This window comes from Streptosporangium sp. H16 (genome assembly GCF_051918855.1).
GTDB lineage: Bacteria > Actinomycetota > Actinomycetes > Streptosporangiales > Streptosporangiaceae > Streptosporangium.
Genome location: NZ_JBPXMD010000013.1, coordinates 77,235 through 95,678, shown reverse-complemented (window position 1 = coordinate 95,678; position 18,444 = coordinate 77,235). Strand labels below are relative to the sequence as shown.

Annotated in this window: 15 protein-coding genes; 8 read left to right on the top strand and 7 right to left on the bottom strand. The window is 70.7% G+C overall.

The window, feature by feature from the left end; translation table 11 throughout:
* Positions 1-517: 517 nt before the first annotated feature.
* Together ACTOQ2_RS22545 and ACTOQ2_RS22540 are read left to right on the top strand one after the other, a co-directional pair.
* Positions 518-892: an FKBP-type peptidyl-prolyl cis-trans isomerase gene (locus ACTOQ2_RS22545; RefSeq protein WP_362682223.1), complete on the top strand. Its 375-nt coding sequence runs from the start codon at positions 518-520 to the stop codon at positions 890-892.
* A gap of 158 nt (positions 893-1,050) precedes the next feature.
* Positions 1,051-2,577 carry an ATP-dependent DNA ligase gene (locus tag ACTOQ2_RS22540; RefSeq protein WP_440101916.1) on the top strand — a complete coding sequence of 509 codons (1,527 nt, stop codon included), beginning with the start codon at positions 1,051-1,053 and terminating at the stop codon, positions 2,575-2,577.
* A 90-nt stretch (positions 2,578-2,667) separates the two neighbouring features.
* Here ACTOQ2_RS22540 and ACTOQ2_RS22535 read toward each other — a convergent pair whose 3' ends face one another.
* Complete coding sequence (locus ACTOQ2_RS22535) at positions 2,668-3,312, bottom strand: DUF1707 and DUF4870 domain-containing protein (protein WP_440101915.1); 645 nt, start codon at positions 3,310-3,312, stop codon at positions 2,668-2,670.
* A gap of 145 nt (positions 3,313-3,457) precedes the next feature.
* On the opposite strand from ACTOQ2_RS22535, the gene ACTOQ2_RS22530 reads away from it, so the two are divergent.
* From ACTOQ2_RS22530 to ACTOQ2_RS22505, 6 genes are all read left to right on the top strand, one after another.
* Positions 3,458-3,796, top strand: coding sequence for a hypothetical protein (locus ACTOQ2_RS22530; RefSeq protein WP_440072454.1), 339 nt, complete (start codon positions 3,458-3,460; stop codon positions 3,794-3,796).
* A gap of 487 nt (positions 3,797-4,283) precedes the next feature.
* A complete protein-coding gene (locus ACTOQ2_RS22525) occupies positions 4,284-6,362 on the top strand; it encodes a BTAD domain-containing putative transcriptional regulator (protein WP_440101913.1) in 2,079 nt (692 codons plus the stop codon).
* 684 nt (positions 6,363-7,046) lie between these two features.
* Positions 7,047-8,438 carry an aspartate aminotransferase family protein gene (locus ACTOQ2_RS22520; protein ID WP_440101912.1) on the top strand — a complete coding sequence of 464 codons (1,392 nt, stop codon included), beginning with the start codon at positions 7,047-7,049 and terminating at the stop codon, positions 8,436-8,438.
* Positions 8,420-9,460 carry an NAD-dependent epimerase/dehydratase family protein gene (locus tag ACTOQ2_RS22515; protein WP_440101910.1) on the top strand — a complete coding sequence of 347 codons (1,041 nt, stop codon included), beginning with the start codon at positions 8,420-8,422 and terminating at the stop codon, positions 9,458-9,460. The genes ACTOQ2_RS22520 and ACTOQ2_RS22515 overlap by 19 nt, the downstream gene beginning before the upstream one ends.
* A 15-nt stretch (positions 9,461-9,475) precedes the next feature.
* On the top strand, positions 9,476-10,441 hold the full coding sequence (locus ACTOQ2_RS22510; protein ID WP_440101909.1) for a UbiA prenyltransferase family protein: 966 nt from the start codon (positions 9,476-9,478) through the stop codon (positions 10,439-10,441).
* A gap of 20 nt (positions 10,442-10,461) precedes the next feature.
* Positions 10,462-11,325, top strand: a complete 864-nt coding sequence (locus tag ACTOQ2_RS22505; protein ID WP_440101908.1) for an AfsR/SARP family transcriptional regulator — start codon at positions 10,462-10,464, stop codon at positions 11,323-11,325.
* Positions 11,326-11,383: 58 nt separating this feature from the next.
* On the opposite strand, the gene ACTOQ2_RS22500 is transcribed toward ACTOQ2_RS22505, so the two are convergent.
* From ACTOQ2_RS22500 to ACTOQ2_RS22475, 6 genes are all read right to left on the bottom strand, one after another.
* A complete protein-coding gene (locus tag ACTOQ2_RS22500) occupies positions 11,384-12,565 on the bottom strand; it encodes an endonuclease/exonuclease/phosphatase family protein (RefSeq protein ID WP_440101907.1) in 1,182 nt (393 codons plus the stop codon).
* 55 nt (positions 12,566-12,620) lie between these two features.
* Positions 12,621-13,655 (bottom strand): glycosyltransferase, encoded by a 1,035-nt coding sequence (locus ACTOQ2_RS22495; RefSeq protein WP_440101905.1) that lies wholly within the window; start codon positions 13,653-13,655, stop codon positions 12,621-12,623.
* 3 nt (positions 13,656-13,658) lie between these two features.
* Entirely contained in the window at positions 13,659-14,690 is a 1,032-nt protein-coding gene (locus tag ACTOQ2_RS22490) for a glycosyltransferase family 2 protein (RefSeq protein WP_440101903.1), read from the bottom strand.
* 93 nt (positions 14,691-14,783) lie between these two features.
* The gene (locus tag ACTOQ2_RS22485; protein ID WP_440101901.1) at positions 14,784-15,818 is read right to left on the bottom strand and encodes a lysylphosphatidylglycerol synthase domain-containing protein; all 1,035 of its coding nucleotides are present in this window, start codon (positions 15,816-15,818) and stop codon (positions 14,784-14,786) included.
* Complete coding sequence (locus ACTOQ2_RS22480; protein ID WP_440101900.1) at positions 15,815-16,900, bottom strand: glycosyltransferase family 2 protein; 1,086 nt, start codon at positions 16,898-16,900, stop codon at positions 15,815-15,817. The genes ACTOQ2_RS22485 and ACTOQ2_RS22480 overlap by 4 nt, the downstream gene beginning before the upstream one ends.
* An 18-nt stretch (positions 16,901-16,918) precedes the next feature.
* Positions 16,919-18,145: an endonuclease/exonuclease/phosphatase family protein gene (locus ACTOQ2_RS22475; RefSeq protein WP_440101898.1), complete on the bottom strand. Its 1,227-nt coding sequence runs from the start codon at positions 18,143-18,145 to the stop codon at positions 16,919-16,921.
* Positions 18,146-18,444 lie beyond the last annotated feature (299 nt).

The window sequence follows — 18,444 nt, the reverse complement described above, 5'->3', positions numbered from 1 at the left end:
GGTCCCCCCGACGCCGATCGGAGCTCGTCGATCAGCTTTTCATGGAGAGCGCTCTCCCAAGGCTTTGAATGTTTCAGCAGGTCAGGTGGATTTATGGGTTGAATTTTCTCGTGAATGGAGCGCTCCCACGACGAAAGGTCACATTAAGGTCGCGTTTCCTTCATGTTCCATGACGCCGCGCCGAGCTCTTGACACTCCCCGCGGAGCGGGTCACTCTCTTTCTCAGAGAGCGCTCCCCAGTGACTCTCCCGATGGCTCCCCGCGCCGCCGGCACCCGCGGCGCCGATGACCGCCGCCCCCGTACGGGGGGATCCCGGGTGACACGTCTCGCCGCCGTGCGCGAGGCCGCCCACCCGCGCTCCTTCGAGAACGACGGCTCGCTCTTTCGAAGGGGACGACCGAAGGGGACGACGCGGAAGCCACCCCGGCCCCATGTCTCTCGTGGCGGCGCCGGACCCCGTAGAGTCGTCCGGCCGGTCGGAAATCGACCGGCGCGTATCCAACCAAGGAGAACCACGTGGCACTGGAGAAGCCGGAGATCGACTTTCCGGAAGGCGCCCCGCCCTCGGAGCTGGAGATCGTCGACATCGTCGTAGGGGACGGCCCGGAGGCCGAGGCGGGGCACCAGGTCACCGTGCACTACGTCGGCGTGGCCTTCTCGACGGGCGAGGAGTTCGACGCGTCGTGGAACCGCGGCGACGCCTTCCAGTTCCCGCTGGGCGGGGGCCGGGTCATCGCGGGCTGGGACCAGGGTGTCGCGGGCATGAAGGTCGGCGGCCGCCGCCGCCTCACCATCCCGCCGCACCTCGGCTACGGCAACGCCGGCGCGGGCAACCGCATCAAGCCGGGCGAGACGCTCATCTTCGTCGTGGACCTGCTCGGCGTGAGCTGACGCCCCGGGGCGAGACGGCACGGGCGGGCCTCACCGGCGACGGGTGGCCCGCCCGACGTGTTCCGTCACTCCCCCGCGCCCTCCCGGAAACGCGGTGACTCCGAAAAGCAGCGCCTCACCTCACCGAAATGCCGCTTGTAGCTCTTAAGCTGGCCATTGTGTTGTTGATCGACCTCGCGCGCACCTCGGCGGCCGTGACCGCCAGCTCCGCCCGGCTGGCGAAGACCGCCCACCTCGCGGAGCTGCTCGGCAGGGTCGAGCCGGACGAGGCGGAGATCGCCATCGCCTACCTCTCCGGGGAGCTGCCGCAGCGCAACGTCGGCGTGGGCTGGACGAGTCTGCAGGATCCGCCCGAACCCCGGCTGGCCGCCACCGCCACCCTGCGCGGGGTCCACGACCTCCTCGACCGGATCAAGGCCCTGGTCGGCCCCGGCTCGCAGAACGCGCGCAGGACGCTGGTCGCCGAGCTGTTCGGCGCCCTCACCCGCCAGGAGCAGGTCTTCCTGTCGCGGCTGCTCCGGGGCGAGCTGCGCCAGGGCGCGCTCGAGGGAGTGATGGTCGAGGCCGTGGCGAAGGCCGCCGGGGTGCCGGCCGCCGAGGTCAGGCGGGCGCTGACGCTGCGCGGCTGGCTTCCCGCCGTCGGCGCCGCCGCCCTCGGCGGCGGGATCGAGGCACTGCGCGCCTTCCGCCTGGAGGTCGGCCGCCCGGTGTCGCCGATGCTCGCCCAGAGCGCCACCTCCATCGCGGCCGCGTTCGGCAAGCTCGGCGGGCCGGTCGCCGTCGAGTGGAAGCTCGACGGCGTCAGGGTCCAGGCGCACCGCTCGGGCGACCGGGTCACCGTCTTCACCCGCGCCCTCGAGGACATCACCGCGCAGGTGCCCGAGCTGGTCGAGGCGATGAGCACCCTGGCCTCCCGCGACCTGGTCCTCGACGGCGAGGTCATCGCGCTGCGCGCCGACGGCCGCCCCGAGCCCTTCCAGGTCACCTCGGGCCGCGTGTCCAGCCGCACCGACGTGCCGCGCGCGAGAGAGAGGACCCCGCTGAGCGTCTTCTTCTTCGACGCGCTGCGGGTCGACGGCGCCGACCTGCTCGACCTGCCGGGTGAGGCGCGCCACGCGGCCCTGGCCGCCGCCGTGCCCCCGGAGCTGGTGACCCCCCGCCTGGTCACCGGAGACGTCGCGGACGGCGAGGCGTTCTTCAAGGACGTGATCAGGAGCGGCCACGAGGGCGTGGTGGTCAAGTCGCTCCTGGCGCCCTACGCCGCCGGGCGGCGCGGAGCCGGCTGGATCAAGGTGAAGCCCCGGCACACGCTCGACCTCGTCGTCCTGGCCGCCGAATGGGGGAGCGGCCGCCGCGAGGGAAGGCTCTCCAACCTGCACCTGGGCGCCCGCGACCCGCTGACCGGCGGGTTCGTCATGCTCGGCAAGACCTTCAAGGGCCTGACCGACGAGCTGCTCGCCTGGCAGACCGACCGCTTCCTCGGCATCGCCGAGGGCCCCACCGACGGCTGGACGGTCACCGTCCGCCCCGAGACGGTCGTCGAGATCGCCTTCGACGGCGTGCAGCAGTCGAGCCGCTATCCCGGCGGCATGGCGCTGCGCTTCGCCAGGGTCATCCGTTACCGCACCGACAAGACGGCGGACCAGGCCGACACCGTCGACATGGTCCGCTCCCTCATGCTCTGACGTCCCGCCACGCGGTCGCCCGTTCCCGAAACGCCGCGCTCGCCGGCTCCCGGGACACCGGCGTCGCCGGCTCCCGGGACGCCGCGGTCGTCATTTCACGAGACGCAGCGTGAGGGGGTACCGGAAGTCACCGTCACCCGCCGCGGCCACGGCGCCGACCACGGACAGGACCACGCCGCCGATCCAGAGCAGGGGCGTCAGGACGAAGCCTATGAACGTGATCGCCAGCACGATGGTGGCCGCGAGCATCGTCAGCTGGAAGTTGAGCGCCTCGACCGAGTGGGCCCGGACGTAGGGCGAGGTCTTGCCCGCGGTGAGCATCATGACCGCCGGGCCGATGACGGGAAGGCCGACCAGCGGGAGCAGGTGGGACGCCATCGCGCCCAGACGCTCTCCTCCGGTTTCACCCCGCCTGCCGAGGCGGCCGTGATGACCGTACGCGGCCGGAACCCGGCCCATGACGGGCGGGTAGGTCACGGGCCGGGCCGGATGCGTGCCGTACAGCTCGTTCATGATCGGGACGAGGTCACCGTGGACGCGGGCCGTCATCGCCCGCTCCAGCCTGTCGTCGAACTCGAGCTTGTCGAGCCTTCCCTCCGCGTAGGCGGCCTGGACGTGCTCGACCACCCGCTCACGATCCTGGTTGCTGACCCGAAGCCCCGCGTGGCCGGGCTGAGGACCTGTCGCAGGCACTCCCCCGTGCCCCGGGCCCGCTGGTGTCGCTGTGCCTGCCATGAGACCGATACCCTTTCGTCGCCGCTTCGACCTCAATGCTCGTCCAGATTGTCGGCCCCGTATATCAGGATGAACCCCCATAAGCCCCTGAGACCCATCCCTGGCCTTCCGCCATGGAACGAGCAGGAGAGGTATACAAGGAAATATGAGATGGCGAGATCGCTATGGGTTGAGGCGCCTGCGCGGGCCGAGGATCGCCAAGTTCGACCGCGCCACGACCGACGCCGACGTCGAGTCCCTCATCGCCTTCGCGAAGTCGCGCCGGGGCGTCGAGTTCTACGTCGAGCCCGAGACCTTCGCGACGAACACCACGGCGGTGGCCGTCGCCGACGACGGTGAGTGGACCCGGCGCAGGGTCGGCTCCCCCGCGGTGATCCGCAAGGTGGCCCGTGACCTGGCCCTGCCGGTCTACGACGTGCAGCTGACCGGTTATCCCCCCCGGATGAGGGCCTACAACGAGCGCCAGAAGCGCGCGGAGGGCTGAGCCGGGAGACCGGCCGCCCCCGTCGCCCGCCACCGGGAGAGCACGGTGACCCGGTGGCGCGAGAACACGAGGAACCGGCGGCCGCCTCGCGTCCGGGGTCGCCGGACTCCTCCGGCCACGCGGCCGAACGCCCGCGGGGTGACCCGGCCGGCCGGATCCGGCGGACCCGGGAACGGTGGATGTTCGCGCCGGGCGCGCGGGCGGCATCGGCCCGCCGGCCCAGGGCGCGCGCCGTGACGTGCCCCTCCCGTCCCGCGCGACGCCCCTGGTCGGAGCGGCCGGGCAGGGGCGATCACAATACGCGCCGCGGAACGCCGCACCGGAGTGCGGGCGTCCGGGGATGTCTGCCGCGTAATCTTTTTCTTCCCTTCAGGTGAGTACCCTCCGAAGGTTGAGGACCGCGATCATGAGTCGCTATGTAAAACAGGAATTATACGTATTTGTACGTTTCATGTTGGTGCATGGTATGCGCTGAAGAGTGATGCCGATGGATTTCAAGATTCTTGGACCGATCGAAGTGCGGACGGCCAATGGGCAGCCGATCGCCCTCGGACGGCGCAAACAGCGGGTGTTGCTCGCCGCCCTGCTGCTCAATGCGGGCAAGGCGATCCCCACCCGCCGAATGCTCGACTGGTTGTGGAGTGAACAGGCTCCCGCCAACGCCGAGTCGAACCTCTACACCTATATCTCCGCGCTGCGCCGGGCGCTTGGTTCGCCTTCCCGGATCGAGGCGGGCTCCAACGGCTACGTGCTCCGGGTCGCTCCCGGTGAAACAGACGTGAGATTGTTCGAAGAACTCGCCGCTCAAGGACGTCTGATGTTATCCGAAGGGAGAAATGACGTCGCGCTCGAACGGTGCACCCGGGCCCTGGGCCTCTGGCGCGCCGAGGCGGTTCTGGAGGGGTTGTCCCTGCCCGAGCCGTTGCGCGGCGAGGCGGCGCGGTTGGAGCGGCTGAGGGCGACCGTCGTGGACGCCTCGCTGGAGGCCCGGCTGGCGCTGGGCCAGCACGGCGAGGTGCTCGCCGATCTGGAGGCGCTGACGCGCAGGGATCCGCTGAACGAACGGCTCCGGGCGCAGCTCATGCTCGCCCTGTACCGTTCCGGCCGCCGGGCCGACGCGCTCGCGGTGTACCAGCGCGCGCGGGAGATGCTCGCCGCGGAGCTGGGCGTCGATCCCGGCCCGGACCTGATCCGCATGCACCAGCAGATCCTCATCGACGACTCCGTACTGGCGGCGCCGTCACCGTCGGTCATCGCCCGCAGGGTGTTCGCCCCGGCCGAGCTCCCGATCGACTCGGCCGCCTTCACCGGGCGGGCCGCCGAGATCTCACGGCTGCGGACGGCGCTGATCTCCGCGGGCCCGGGCCGGATCGCCGTCTCCGCGGTCGCCGGAGCGGCCGGGATCGGCAAGTCGGCGTTCGCCGTGCACGTCGCCCACCAGATCGCGGACCGGTTCCCCGACGGGCAGCTCTACGTGAACCTGCACGGTTCCACCCCCAACGTCAAGCCGCTGAACCCGGCCGAGGTCCTCGCCCGCCTGTTACGCTCCCTCGGCGGCGACGACGCGGCCGTGCCGACCGAGGTGGACGAGGCCGCCGCGCGGTTCCGCTCGCTGACCGACGGCAAACGCCTGCTGTTCCTGTTCGACAACGCCCGGGACGCCGCGCAGGTACGGCCGTTGCTGCCCGCGAGCCCCACCTGCTGCGTGCTGATCACCGCCCGGAGGATGCTGACCTCTCTGGACGCCGTCACGCATCTGCGCCTCGACGTCATGGCCGAGGACGAGACGACCACCCTGCTGAGCCGCCTGATCGGCGAGGAGCGCGTCGCCGCCGACCCTCGGGCGGCGCGCGCGATCGTACGGCTCTGCGGCGGCCTGCCGCTGGCGATCAGGATCGCCGCCGCCCGGCTGATCGCCCGGCCGGGCCTGTCGCTGCGGGTCCTCGCCGCCCGGCTCGCGGTCGAGGACCACCGCCTGTCCGAGCTGCAGGCCGACGACCGGGCGGTCCGGGCCTGTTTCATGGTGAGTTACCGCAGCCTGGAGGCCGAGCACTCCCGTATGTTCCGGCTGCTGGGCCTGCTCGGCGGGTCCGACATCAGCGTCGCGGTCGCCGCGGCGCTGGCCGACCGCTCGGAGGAACAGACCGCGGATCTCCTGGATCATCTCGCGGACGTCCAGCTCCTCGAGGCCCGCGACGTGGACCGGTATCGCATGCACGACCTGCTATGCCTGTTCGCCCGCGAACGGACCCGGCAGGAGGAGACCGAGGACGAGCAGGTGCAGGCCGTACGGCGGGCGCTGCACAGCTCCCTCCTCATCGCGTGCACTCTCGGTGACGTGTGCAACCGGCGAACCAGGCGGGACGCCAAGTTCGGCCGCCTGGCGCTCGGCCGCTTCGGCATGCCGCCCGACGGCTGCACGGCCGATCCCCGATGGCTCAACGCCAAGATGGCCGACCTGATCTCCACCGCGCGCCAGGTGCCCGGCGCGGCGGGGGACGGCACCGGCCTGCCGATCTCCCGCGGCGTCGTCCGGTACCGGCCGTCGTACGGGTGGGGCGGCTAGGGACACCGGGGCTCCCCCGGGGAGTCGCCGGTCCGGCGGCGGAGCGTCCGGGGACCGCGGAGGCGAGATCGCCACGCCGGCCGCGCCGGAAGTCACCGCTCGCCGAGTGGGAGCGCTCCACCCGATCGGCGGCGACGAGAATGAGCGATCGGGACCGGCTAAAAACATTACACGCCGGAAATAACTCGCACGCCCATCGGCCGTAATCCCGGGAATTTACACGCTGGAAATATTCCCATACCCACCCGCCGTAATCGCGGAATCCGGTATGCCCGAAATCATCGTCACACGTGAACGCGACGCCCGCGGGTTCTCCGAAAGACGAAATCCCGAGCCGGCGCGTCACATCGCCCTTTTCCGCTCGCGGTTCATCGCGTCACGGCATCGACCTATACAGATTTGTATGGTGCGAGGTATAGCCGCATTTAACACCATTAGCGAGATGTCTCTCGTCTTCTCATACCTCTAGAGAGAAGGCCGGCACCTTGCGCAGGAAGACCCAGGGGCCGGCCGGTGACAGCGGCGGCGCTGCCGCAGGAGCCCCATGGGCACCCACCTCGCGACGATTGCCATCCTCGGACCGAACTCACCTGTGACGCCAGCAGCTGCAAAATCGCGGAAAGACGCCAGGAAAGGGCGAACGTGTCGGAGCTAATCGGCATCGATGAGTGCGAAAACCTTACCGTGAAACAGGTCCAGAACCTGTACGGGAAGTACGTCAGCCGCAGTCAGGTCAACCTCATGACCTCGTTCGGCTTCGGCCGCGAGCTCGCCGAGCGCGCCGAGGGCGCCTGGATCTGGACCCGTGACGGCCGCCGGATCCTCGACGTCACCGGCGGGGTCGGCGTCCTCAACCACGGCCACAACCACCCGCGCATCCTGGCGGCCCGGCGCCGCTTCGCCGAGGCCAAGCGTATGGAGGTCCACAAGGCGTTCTTCTCGCCGTACGTGGCCGCGCTGAGCCACAACGTGGCCACGCTGCTGCCCGGCGACCTGAACATCTCCTACTTCCCGAACTCGGGTGCCGAGGCCAACGAGGGCGCCATCAAGATGGCGTACAAGTATCACGGCGGGCGGCGCAACACCATCCTGCGCTCCGACATCAGCTTCCACGGCAAGACCCTCGGGGCGGGGAGCCTGACCGGGTCGTCGGAGAACTCGTTCCGGTTCCCCGGACTCCCGGGGATCGTCGTCCACCCGTACGGCGACCTCGCGGCCGTGCGGGCGGCGGTCGACGCCGCGCGCACCCCCGACGGGAAGTGCGACGTCTACGCGATCATGGTCGAGCCGTTCAGCGCCTCCAGCATGCGCTCCTGGTCGGAGTCGGACCTCCGCGAGCTGCGGCGGCTCTGCGACGAGCGCGACATCATCATGATCTTCGACGAGGTGTACACCGGCTGGGGCAAGACCGGCAGCCTCTTCTACTTCATGCGCTATCCGGACCTGCTGCCCGACATCCTCGTCTACTCGAAGTCGCTGGGCGGCGGGAAGGCGTCGATCGCCGGGTACACCGCGCGGGAGCCCATCTTCCGCAAGGCGTACGACCGGCTCTCCGACGTCATCCTGCACAGCACGACCTACTACGGGTTCGGCGAGGAGACCGTCACCGCGATCGAGGCGATCAACGTGATCGTCGAGGAGGACTTTCCCGCGCGGGCGCGGCAGATCGAGCGCATCCTGAAGCCCGGCCTGGAGAACATCCAGAAGCGCTACCCGGACGTGGTCGGCCAGGTGACCGGCACGGGGGCACTGTGGGGGGTGTTCCTGACCGGCGGGCCCAAGGTGCTCGACCTGGCAGGAAAGCTGGTGCCCGGCTTCTCCGGCGACCCGCACTTCCGTACCAAGCTGATCACCCTCTCGGTGATCGCCGAGCTCTACAGCGAGCACGACATCGTGTCGTACTACAGCCCGAACGTCGAGAACCCCCTCGTCGTCGCGCCGACCCTCGCCATCGAACCCGACGACGTCGAGTACTTCGTGCAGAGCCTCGACAAGACCCTGGCCAAGGGCCTGCCGCGGCTGCTCGCCCGGTTCGTGCGGGAGAAGGTGGGATCGCGGTGGCCTCTCGGGTCGTAGTGACCGGCAGCGCCGGGATGCTCGGCGGCAACCTGGTCCGGCGGCTCGTGCTCGCGGGCCACGAGGTGGTCGGCGTGGACCTGCGCCCGCCGTCCGACCCGGACCCGGGATGGAGCCACCGGGTCGGCGACGTGCGCGACGTCGCGCTGATGGCCGAGGCGATGGCCGGGGCGGACGCGGTCGTGCACTGCGCCGGCGCGCTGCCGAGCTATCCGGCGGAGCAGATCCAGAGCCTGATCGTCGGGGGCACGCACAGCGTGCTGGAGGCCGCGCGCCGGGCCGGGGTGGAGCGGACGGTCCACATCTCCTCCACCGCCGTGTACGGGCTCCCGAAACTGGTGCCCACCCCGGAGGAGCATCCGCGCGAGCCGGTCGACCCCTACACCAGGGCCAAGACCGAGGCGGAGGAGCTGGCCGACAAGTATCGGGCCGGCGGGATGTGCGTGCCGATCCTGCGCCCCAAGACCTTCCTCGGCCCCGGCCGGATGGGCCTGTTCGCGATGCTCTTCGAGTGGGCCGAGGAGGGCCGGAACTTCCCGGTCCTCGGCCGCGGGGACGTACGCATCCAGATGCTCGCCATAGAGGACCTGGTGGACGCCGTGGCCGGCGTCCTGACGGCACCGGCGGACGTCGCGAACGACACCTACAACCTCGCGGCCGCGGAGTTCGGCACGCTGCGGGAGGACTTCCAGGCGGTGCTCGACACGGCCGGGCACGGCAGGCGCGTCGTGTCGCTGCCCGTCCGGCCGGCCCTGGCCGGGCTCCGGCTGCTGGAGCGGACCCGGCTGTCCCCGGTGTACGGGCGGCTGGTGCACAAGCTGCTCGCCGACTCCTACGTCAGCATCGACAAGGCCAGGGACCGGCTCGGCTTCCGGCCCCGGCTGTCCAACCGGGACGCGATCCTCCGCACGTACGCCTGGTGGCGGGAGCATCGCGCCGCCGGCTCACCGCGGGGCGCAGGCCAGACCAGCCGCGACGCGTGGCGGCAGGGCGCGCTGTCACTGGCGAAAGTCTTCTTCTGAAGTGACGGGAAAAGCATGTACGTCGTCGAATCGGCAGACATTCCAGAACTCCCGCGGCCCAGGGGACCTGCCTCTGACCAGAAAGCGGAAGCCCGGCCGCGCCTGGTCACGGACCTCTTCAGGCTGATACGGCCCTCGCACGCGGCCAAGGCGATCCTCCTCGTCCCGCTCGCGCTCATCGACACCTCCCTGTGGAACCTCGCCACGGTGGGCGAGATCCTCCTGGCCACGGTCGCGTTCATCCTGGCCTCCTCCGCCGTCTACGTCGGCAACGACATCGCCGACCGGCACCGTGACCTGCACCATCCCGTCAAGCGGCACCGTCCCGTCGCCGCCGGTCGCGTGGGGATCAGGGTCGCCTACGCCTACTGCGCCGGCCTGCTCGCGCTGCTCACCGCCGTCATCGCCCTCACCCCGGGACCGTACTGGCCCATCGTGGCGTACCTCCTGATCAACATCGCGTACAGCCGCTATCTCAAACACGTCCCGCTGGTCGACGTGGGCACGATAGCCGTCTGTTTCGTCCTCCGGGTCGTCCAGGGGTACGAGGTGGCCGGAGGACGGGCCGCCGCCTGGCTGCTGGTCACGGTGTTCTCGATGTCCCTGCTGCTGCTCATCGGCAAGCGGCGCCAGGAGCTGAAGAGCGGTGCCGCGCACCGGCCGGCGCTCCACGGCTACTCGATGGAGCTGACCAACTGGCTGCTGCAGATCGCCTCCGTGCTCGCCCTCGTCTCCGGCCTCATCTACCTGCGCGAGGAGGGCCCGTTCGGCCCCCAGTACGGCCAGACGGCGATGCTGCTGTCCACGCCCTTCGCGCTCTTCGCCCTCTTCCGCTACCTGCAGATCCAACTGATGGACGAAGGCGGCGGTGACCCGGTCCGGATCCTGCTGCGGGACCGTGTCATGGTCGCCAACTCGATGTTGTGGGCCGCCACCCTGGGGGTGACGCTCGTGCTCGCCCACCAGCCCGTCCCGTTGTGAGAGCGACACGGAAGGAAAGCATGGAAGTCCGCATACTGGGCCCGGTCGAGGTGACCGCCGACGGCCGGCGCGTTCCCCTGGGGCCACCGCAACGACGTGCGGTGCTGGCCGCCCTCGCGGTCGACGTCAACCATCCCGTGCCACTTCAGACGTTGATCGACCGGGTCTGGAATCTTCCACCGGACCGGGCCACGGATTCGCTGTACGCCCACATCGCACGCCTGCGGCAGGCACTGGCGGGAACCGCGGTCGCCATCGAGCGACGCGGCGGCGGCTACGTACTGGAGGCCGACCCCGACCGGGTGGACGCCCACCGGTTCCACCGTCTGGCGAAACAGGCGCAGACCCATGCCGGCGACGACTCCGCCCGGGCCGCGCTGCTGGCCGAGGCGATGGAACTGTGGCGCGGCTCGCCGCTGACCGGCATCTCCGGAGACTGGGCCTCCCGGATGCGCTACAGCATCGAGCAGCAGTTCGTCGGCGCCGTCGTCACCTGGGCGCAGGCACACCTGCGGCTGGGACGGCCCGACGCGGTGGTCACCGAACTCACCCCCCTCGTTCCCCGCTACCCGCTCGTGGAGCCGCTCGCGAGCATGCTGATGCGCGCGCTCTGCGCCCTGGGACGCACCGCGGAGGCGGTGGCCCAGTACGCGCGCCTGCGCGGGTACCTGGCCGACCACCTGGGCATCGAGCCGGGGCCGGAGCTGCGCGCGCTGCACCAGGAGATCCTGCGCGGCGACCACGACCTGCCGGTCTGGGCGGCCCAGGAGGTGGTCCTGGCCGGCGCCCACCACGCCGTCGCCGGCTGGGCACCACTCGGGCAGCCGCCGAGCTGGACCCGCCCCGCGGCCCACGTGCCCGACCGGGTGCTGTCCAGGCCCTGACCGTTCTCCCGGAGCCCCCCCCCGGAGCCCCTGGAGCCCTCGCCCCATCTTCTCCGGATCACCCGCTCGTCGAGATGACCAGGCGTTGCCCGCTGTGGTCGGAAAGGCCCTCCGACCGCACCAGCCCGTACCGGTGCACGGTGACGTCCGGCGTGGTGAACGCCCAGTCGATCCGCCACAGCGGCCATCGGTCGTCCCAGGAGGTGGGGTAGAGCGATTCGAGCACCGGGGTGGCGTCGACCAGCCGGTCCGGCAGCAGGCGCAGGATGCCCATCGCCGGTGAGGCGTTGAAATCCCCGGCCAGCACGGCCGGGTGCGGATTCCTCTCCACGTCGGCCGCGAGCGCGCGGAGGTTGGCCTGCCGCCGCTCGTGCTGGGTCCGGTTGAGGCGGCGGGGGTCCGGGCCCGGCGGGAACGCGTGGACGGGGGAGTTGACGTGCGTGTTGTAGAACGAGATGGTCTTCCCGCCGTCCCCGCTCTCCCCGCTCTCCCCGCCGACGCGTACGTCCGTGCGCAGCGTCTTCACCGCGGAGAAACCAGGCAGGCCCGGGTCGGGGGGCAGCACCGCGTCGCGTTTCTCCGACACCCACGGGCGGAGGTCGAGCCCCCGCTCCAGGACGATCGGGAACCGGGAGACCGTCACCATCTCGCTCGCCGCGGCGATGTGATAGCCGGGAAACTCCCGGCGCAGCCTGGCCAGGTCGTCCACCCGGATCGCCTTCGAGTCCGGGCCGAAGTAGATGTACTCCTGCAGGAGATACACGTCCGCCTTCTGGTCGTGCAGATACCGGTAGAAGTCGTCGACGTCACGCGCCGGCGTGCCGGTGGGCGGTGGCATCGTCTCCCCGCCCACCACCATGTCCCAGTACAACGTGTTCCAGGAGAACACCGTGATCGCGGCCGGCGGGGCGGGCGGGGGGCGGTGCCACAGGGCGGCGGGGTTGAGCCCGCTCAGTCCTCCGCCGAGCACCAGGGAGGCGAGCGTCACCGCCACGATCCACCCCCGGGCCCGGCGTGCCGGCAGCACCACCGCGAGCAGCAGGACCGGGACGACCGCGAAGGCGAGCGGCGGGACGAGCTCCGGTGCCTGCCACCACCACACCCGGCCGGACAGCACGCGATGGAGCACCACGAACACCAGCCAGGCGGCCGGCGCGGACAGCAGCGCCCACGTCCGCCGACGCGACCACCGGACCGGCCCGGGCCCGGCGGTCGCGGTCACCACCCGCGTATCGGTCATCGACGGCGGCCGGGTCCGGGACGCACGCGTGGCGCGGGCGGGCACCGACGGGCCGTCACGTCGCCGCCTCCCCGGCGGCCGAGGGCCGCACGAGCAGGTCGGAATCGTAGAGCCGGCGGAACCTGGCGGAGCAGAACCACTGCACGACCCCGGCCGCCACCCCGGCCGCGATGGTCACGTTAACCACGAAATGCACCGTACCGTAGTAGAGCAGGAAGAGCGGGCCGCGCCGCCGCAGCACGAACCGGTACATGCCGAGGTCCGCCAGGATCGACACGGCCAGGGCGAGGGCCGGCAGCGCGGCGCCGGCCGGGCCGAACGCCACCGCCGGCAGCGTGGCCACCGCCGCCAGCGCGGCGAGGCTGCCGCCGGCCCGGTTCGAGGTCTCGAACCCGCGGGCGAAGCGCTTGCGCCGGGCGTACAGCGGCACCCGGGCGCGCCCCCGCTTGAACAGCTTGCGCAGCAACTTGGCCAGCTCGTCGTCGTGGTCGTGCCGGGAGCGCACCGCCGAGGTGAGCACCATGTCGTACCGCTGGGTGAGGCGGTGGCCGTAGTCGACCTCCTCGGTCTCGCGCAGCCGGGTGTTGAACTCCCCGACCTCGTCGAACACGTGGCGGGGCATCGCGACCATGGCCGGGAAGAGGAACGAGATGGGGCCCTCGGAACTCGCCGTCCAGTAGTAGTACTGCAGCGCCCGGTACTCCTCGACGAGACTGTCGCGGATCAGCGGCTCCGGGTCGTGGATGCTGCACACCGCCCCGAGCCGCGGGTCGGCCGCGAGCATGCCCACCGCTACCTCGACGGCGTCGGGGTAGGCGGCCACGTCGGAGTCGACGAACACCAGGATCTCGCCACGGGCGTGGTTGGTGCCGAGGTTGCGCGCGCCGGCCACCCCCAGGTTGCGCTCGGTGTGGACGACCCGGACACCGAGCCGCTCCGCGACCGCGACGGAGTCGTCGGTGCTGCCGTCGTCCACCATGATCAGCTCGATCGGCCGGTACGTCTGCTCCTGCAGGGCGCGCAGGCACAGCTCCAGGGAGCCGGCGTAGTTGTAGTTGGGCACGATCACCGACACCAGCGGACCGTCCATCGCTCACGCTCCCATCGCCGGCGCGGACGTCTCCGGCATGTCGTAGGTGTGCCGGAACCGGCTGGACAGCACGCACTGCGCGGCACCCACGAACACCGCCAGCGCGACGGTGACGTTCACCAGGAAGTGGATCGCGGTGAAGTAGACGGTGAACGCCGCACCGGCGTAGCCCCAGACAAAGCGGTACATCCCCAGGTCGGAGGCGATGGAGCCGATCAGCAGCACGAGCGGCACGAGCAGCCAGAGCGGGCCGAACAACACCGGCAGCGGCGCGGTGACCACCGCGAACAGGGCGGCGAGCGAGCCCCAGCCGCGGCTGCTGTTGGTCGGGCCGCCGTTGAAGTCCGGCCGGCGCAGGTACAGCGGGATGTGCAGGCGCGCGCGGTGGAAGAACTTCGACAGCACCACGCTCAGCTTGTCGTCGTGGTCGTGTGCGCCCCTGATCGCGGTGTCCAGCACGATCCGGTAGCGCTGGGTGATCCGGTGGCCGTAGTCGGCGTTCTCGCTGTGGCGCAACGCCGGGTTGAGCGGGCCGATCTCGTGGAAGACCCTGGTCCACATCGCGAAGATCGCCGAGTAGATCGTGGTGATGTCGCCCGCGTCACCGGAGATCCAGTAGTGCAGCTGGAGGCTGCGGTACCGCTCCACGCGGCTGTCGGGGATCAGCGGCTCCGGCTCGTAGGTGCCGCACACCACCCCCAGCGTGGGATCGGACGTGAGCAGCGCGACCGCGTTGCCGACCGTGTCGGGAGTGAGCGCCACATCCGAGTCGAGGAAGAACAGCACCTCCCCGCGCGCGTGCTCGACGCCGAGGTTGCGCGCCGCCGGCGCCCCGATGTTGGTGTCGGTGACCAGCACCCGCACCCCGTGCCGGTGAGCTATCTCCACCGAGTCGTCGGTGCTCCGGTCGTCGACGACGATCACTTCGATGTGCGGATAGTCCTGCCGCTCCAGCGCGCTCAGGCAAAGGTCCAGCGTACGGGCGTAGTTGTAGTTGGGAATGATGACCGAGACCAGTGGCCGCTGCTCATCCATGGTCGATGACCCCTTCGGGTTGGCGGGCGCCCGCCGGCCGGGAGGGGACCCGCCCGGCGGACGCTCGCACGCGTTGGTCTGTTCCGATGCTTGTCAGCGCTGCTTGTCTCCCGCCGGCGCCGGTTCCGGTGTGGGCTCCGGCTCCGGTTCCGGTGTCGATGCCGAGGCCGGGGTACGCCGGATGACGACCTCGGCCACCGCCAGCGCCGCCGCTCCCAGCGCCACCTCGCCGACCGTGGAGACCAGCCGGCTGGCCACCGCCACCACCGCGGCCGCCGGCGCGGGCAGCACCACCGTCAGGGCGGCGGTCAGCACCGCCTCGCGGACACCGATCCCGTCGGGCAGCACGACCGTCAGCATCCCGACCGTCGTGGCCAGGGTGAACGCGCCCACGCACAGTCCCAGGGACGGCAGCGGGTCGGCTCCCATCGCGACCGCCAGCAGCCACAGGTGCAGGCCGGTGACCAGCCATGACACCGCCTGCGCGACGACCGCGAACCGTATCCCGCGCGGCGAGGCCGACCTGGCCGGGTCCGGCCGGCGCAGTACCCGCAGCACCAGGTGCGCGCCGTGGTTGACCAGCTGCGGCCGTACCAGCACGACCACGATCAGCACCGTCGCCACCGCCACCAGCCACGCCACCTGGGTGCCGAGCATGTGCACGCCCGCGAGCAGCCCGATCGTGAGGCCGGTCAGCAGGACCAGGCTCATGCTCAGCGCCGCCGTGCCCATCAGCCGCCCGAAACCGACGCCGTTGGCCGTGGCCACCTTGGTCGCGGCGATCAGGCCCGGCACCTTCCCCGGCACGTACTTGCTCAGGAACGTCACGAAGAAGACGCGCGCCACCCGCGGTTCGCCGACCGGCGGGCCGAGCTCGAACAGCACCGCCCGCCACGCCAGGTAGCCGAACCCCAGCCCGGCCATGCTGATGATCAGCGCGCCGGCCAGTAGCAGGCCGATCCGCCCGCCGTCGCTCCTGGCGAGCATGACGGAGACCACGCTCCAGTCCTGCCCGGCCAGTGCCGCCGCCACCGCGCCCACCAGGACCAGCGCGAACGCCGCGATCAGGGCGCGCACGAGCGCGCGGGGCGGGCGCCACGACGGGCGCCACGGCCGGCTCTCGGTCACTCGGGCGCACCGGCCGGGGAGACCGGGGTCAGACCGGTCTTGGCCGGGTGCCCCTGGCGGCGAAGCAGCTCGTAGACGAGCCGTGGCAGCCCCGCACCGGCTCCGAGGAAGAACGCCGTGTGGTAGCAGAACTGCATCACGGCCATCTGGAACGCGAAGCCCGCGCCCCGGTGGCGGTGGGAGTATCGGAGGAAGTCACGGTTCACCGTCACGAAGGCCGTCAACAGCAGCGCGAGCACCACCAGCAGCCACGGCGCGAGGAAGACGAACGGCAGCGTGAACAGGCTCAGCGCCGCCGAGACGGAGGAGATCCGCGGCGGCAGGCGGCGGGTGCGGGGATCCGGGCCGATCATGTCCAGCCGGAACCCGATCGTGTCGTCGTCGTACAGCCGCCGCGCCCGCAACATGATCACCGGAAGGGTGCTGGCCCTGACGAACCGCTCCCACATGCACTCCCAGAACCGGTCGACGTCGTCCGCCCTGGTGACCACGGTCGCGGTCACCACCAGCCGGTACCTGGACGGCACCCGGTTGCCGAACTCGAAGTCCTCGCCGTCGCGCAGCCGCTCGTCCAGCCCGCCCGCCTCGCGGTAGACCGTGCGCGGGATCAGCGAGTTGGACAGGAACGTGGACACCGCCCGCTGGCGGTCGAAGTGCTCGGAGAAGACGCGGTATCTCTCCACCAGGCCGTCGTCGTACAGCGGCTCCTTGTCGTAGATCCCCTGGACCATGCCGCAGTCGGGCGTCTCCCGGTAGGCCCGCACCGCGTTCTCCACGGCGTCCGGGGCGAGCGCCGTGTCGGAGTCCACGAAGAACAGCAGGGGCGCGCCGCTGGAGTCGACCCCGGTGTTGCGTGCCGCCGACGGTCCCTGGTTGGTCGGCAGCTCGACGATCGTGCACGGGAACTCCCGCGCGATGTCCAGTGAGCCGTCCGTGCTGCGGTCGTCGACCACGATCACCTCGGCCGGGGGGTACGTCTGCGCGTACACCGCCTCCAGGCAGGCTCGGAGAGTCTTCTTCTTGTTGTAGTTCGGCACGATGACCGCGACATCCTCGGGTCGCGCGGTCGCCGGTTCCGTCATGTCAATTCCTTCCACGGCTCAGTAGCCGACCGATAGAACCGTTTGCTGAGGACGGTGGTCGGACAGTCCGGCGGCTCCGGGCATCTCGTAGCTGTGCACGACGACGTCCGGTGTGGTGAGCACCCAGTCGATCCGCCAGAGCTCGGCGGTTCCGGCGAGGTAGGTGGCCGGGTAGAGGGACGGCAGCGCCTCGGTGGGGTCGACCAGTTTCTCCGGCAGCAGCCGGAGCATCCCCATCGCCGGGGTGGTGTTCAGGTCACCGGCGAGCACCACCGGGTGGTCGTTGGCCTCGATGTCCGCGCGAAGCGCCCGGTAGCTCGCCTCCCGCCGGCTGTGGGCGTACTGGTTGGAGGCGCGGGCCTCGCCGTCGTACAGCCGCCATCCGGTCGGGGGCTGGTTGATCTGCGTGTTGTAGAAGGAGACGACCGTGCCGTTCACCTGGATGTCGGTGCGCAGCGTCTCGACCGTGTAGGAGTCCGGCCAGTCGCGCATCACCTCCGGCACCGCCTTCTGGTCGCCGGGCAGCCACGGGGTCATGTCGAGCCCGCGTTGCCCGGCGATGGGAAGCCGGGAGAGCGTGATCAGCTCCCCGGAGGTCGCGACCTCGTACCCCGGGAACTCGCGCCGTAGCTCTGCCGTCTTGTCGATGCGGAGTGCCATGTCGGCGGTCCACTTCGACGCCATCATGTCCCCCGCCGAGGTGTCGACGTAGAGATACTCCGCGAGCAGGTAGACGTCCGCGTCCATCTTCCGCAGGTAGTCGTAGAAGCCGGGCGAATAGTTGTTTCCGTCGGAGGTGCGCCAGTCCTGGTCCCAGAACTCGGTGTTCCACGTCACCACCTTGACGGCCCCTGGCGGCGCGGGCGGCGGGGTGTACCAGAGGGTCGCCACGTTGATCCCGCTCTGTCCCGCGCCGAGCACCAGGGTGACCACCAGCACCGGGATGACCCGCCGGCGGACCGGGCGCGCCAGCGGCGCCACCACCAGCACCAGCGACGGCACCAGCACGAACATGAACGGCGGCATCAGGTCGAGCGGGGCCCACAGCGAGGTGCGGCCGCTCGCCAGCAGATGCGCGACCACGAACAGCAGCCACCCCGTGGTGGCGGTCACCACCAGCCGGGTGCCCAGGCACCACCGCCGCCGCGGCCGGACGAACCGGCCGAGGCGAGCCCATCGGCCGGCCGGCTTCTCCGGGGGGACATCCGTGGGCTGATCCTCGGTCATGATGTCCCGGTCGACCATCAGCACACCACCTCGGCACGTAGGTCAGGCCGGCGAGAGCCATTGACGATCCGCAGTCACTTCCAGCGGCACCTCAACGTACTGACCGGTTCTTGTCGCTTCCTTGTCGTCCGCGCCGCGGACCGCGCAGGCCTCGGCCCCGGACCGCGCAGACCGCGCAGGCCCGTACAAGCCACGTAGGCCGCGCAGGCCGCGCAGGCCCGTACAAGCCACGTAGGCCGCGCAGAAAGGGAACCGTATGCCATGGCGGACCGCACGACAAGAATGAGACAAGCCATCGCGGCTAGCGTGAACGGGAA

What these genes read in the sequence shown, in the direction of transcription:
- ACTOQ2_RS22535 (WP_440101915.1), bottom strand. Translation starts at nt 3,312, where the DNA reads ATGGCAGGCACAGCGACACCAGCGGGCCCGGGGCACGGGGGAGTGCCT.
- ACTOQ2_RS22530 (WP_440072454.1), top strand. Translation starts at nt 3,458, where the DNA reads ATGAGATGGCGAGATCGCTATGGGTTGAGGCGCCTGCGCGGGCCGAGG.
- ACTOQ2_RS22525 (WP_440101913.1), top strand. Translation starts at nt 4,284, where the DNA reads ATGGATTTCAAGATTCTTGGACCGATCGAAGTGCGGACGGCCAATGGG.
- ACTOQ2_RS22510 (WP_440101909.1), top strand. Translation starts at nt 9,476, where the DNA reads ATGTACGTCGTCGAATCGGCAGACATTCCAGAACTCCCGCGGCCCAGG.
- ACTOQ2_RS22505 (WP_440101908.1), top strand. Translation starts at nt 10,462, where the DNA reads ATGGAAGTCCGCATACTGGGCCCGGTCGAGGTGACCGCCGACGGCCGG.
- ACTOQ2_RS22500 (WP_440101907.1), bottom strand. Translation starts at nt 12,565, where the DNA reads ATGACCGATACGCGGGTGGTGACCGCGACCGCCGGGCCCGGGCCGGTC.
- ACTOQ2_RS22495 (WP_440101905.1), bottom strand. Translation starts at nt 13,655, where the DNA reads ATGGACGGTCCGCTGGTGTCGGTGATCGTGCCCAACTACAACTACGCC.
- ACTOQ2_RS22490 (WP_440101903.1), bottom strand. Translation starts at nt 14,690, where the DNA reads ATGGATGAGCAGCGGCCACTGGTCTCGGTCATCATTCCCAACTACAAC.
- ACTOQ2_RS22480 (WP_440101900.1), bottom strand. Translation starts at nt 16,900, where the DNA reads ATGACGGAACCGGCGACCGCGCGACCCGAGGATGTCGCGGTCATCGTG.
- ACTOQ2_RS22475 (WP_440101898.1), bottom strand. Translation starts at nt 18,145, where the DNA reads ATGGTCGACCGGGACATCATGACCGAGGATCAGCCCACGGATGTCCCC.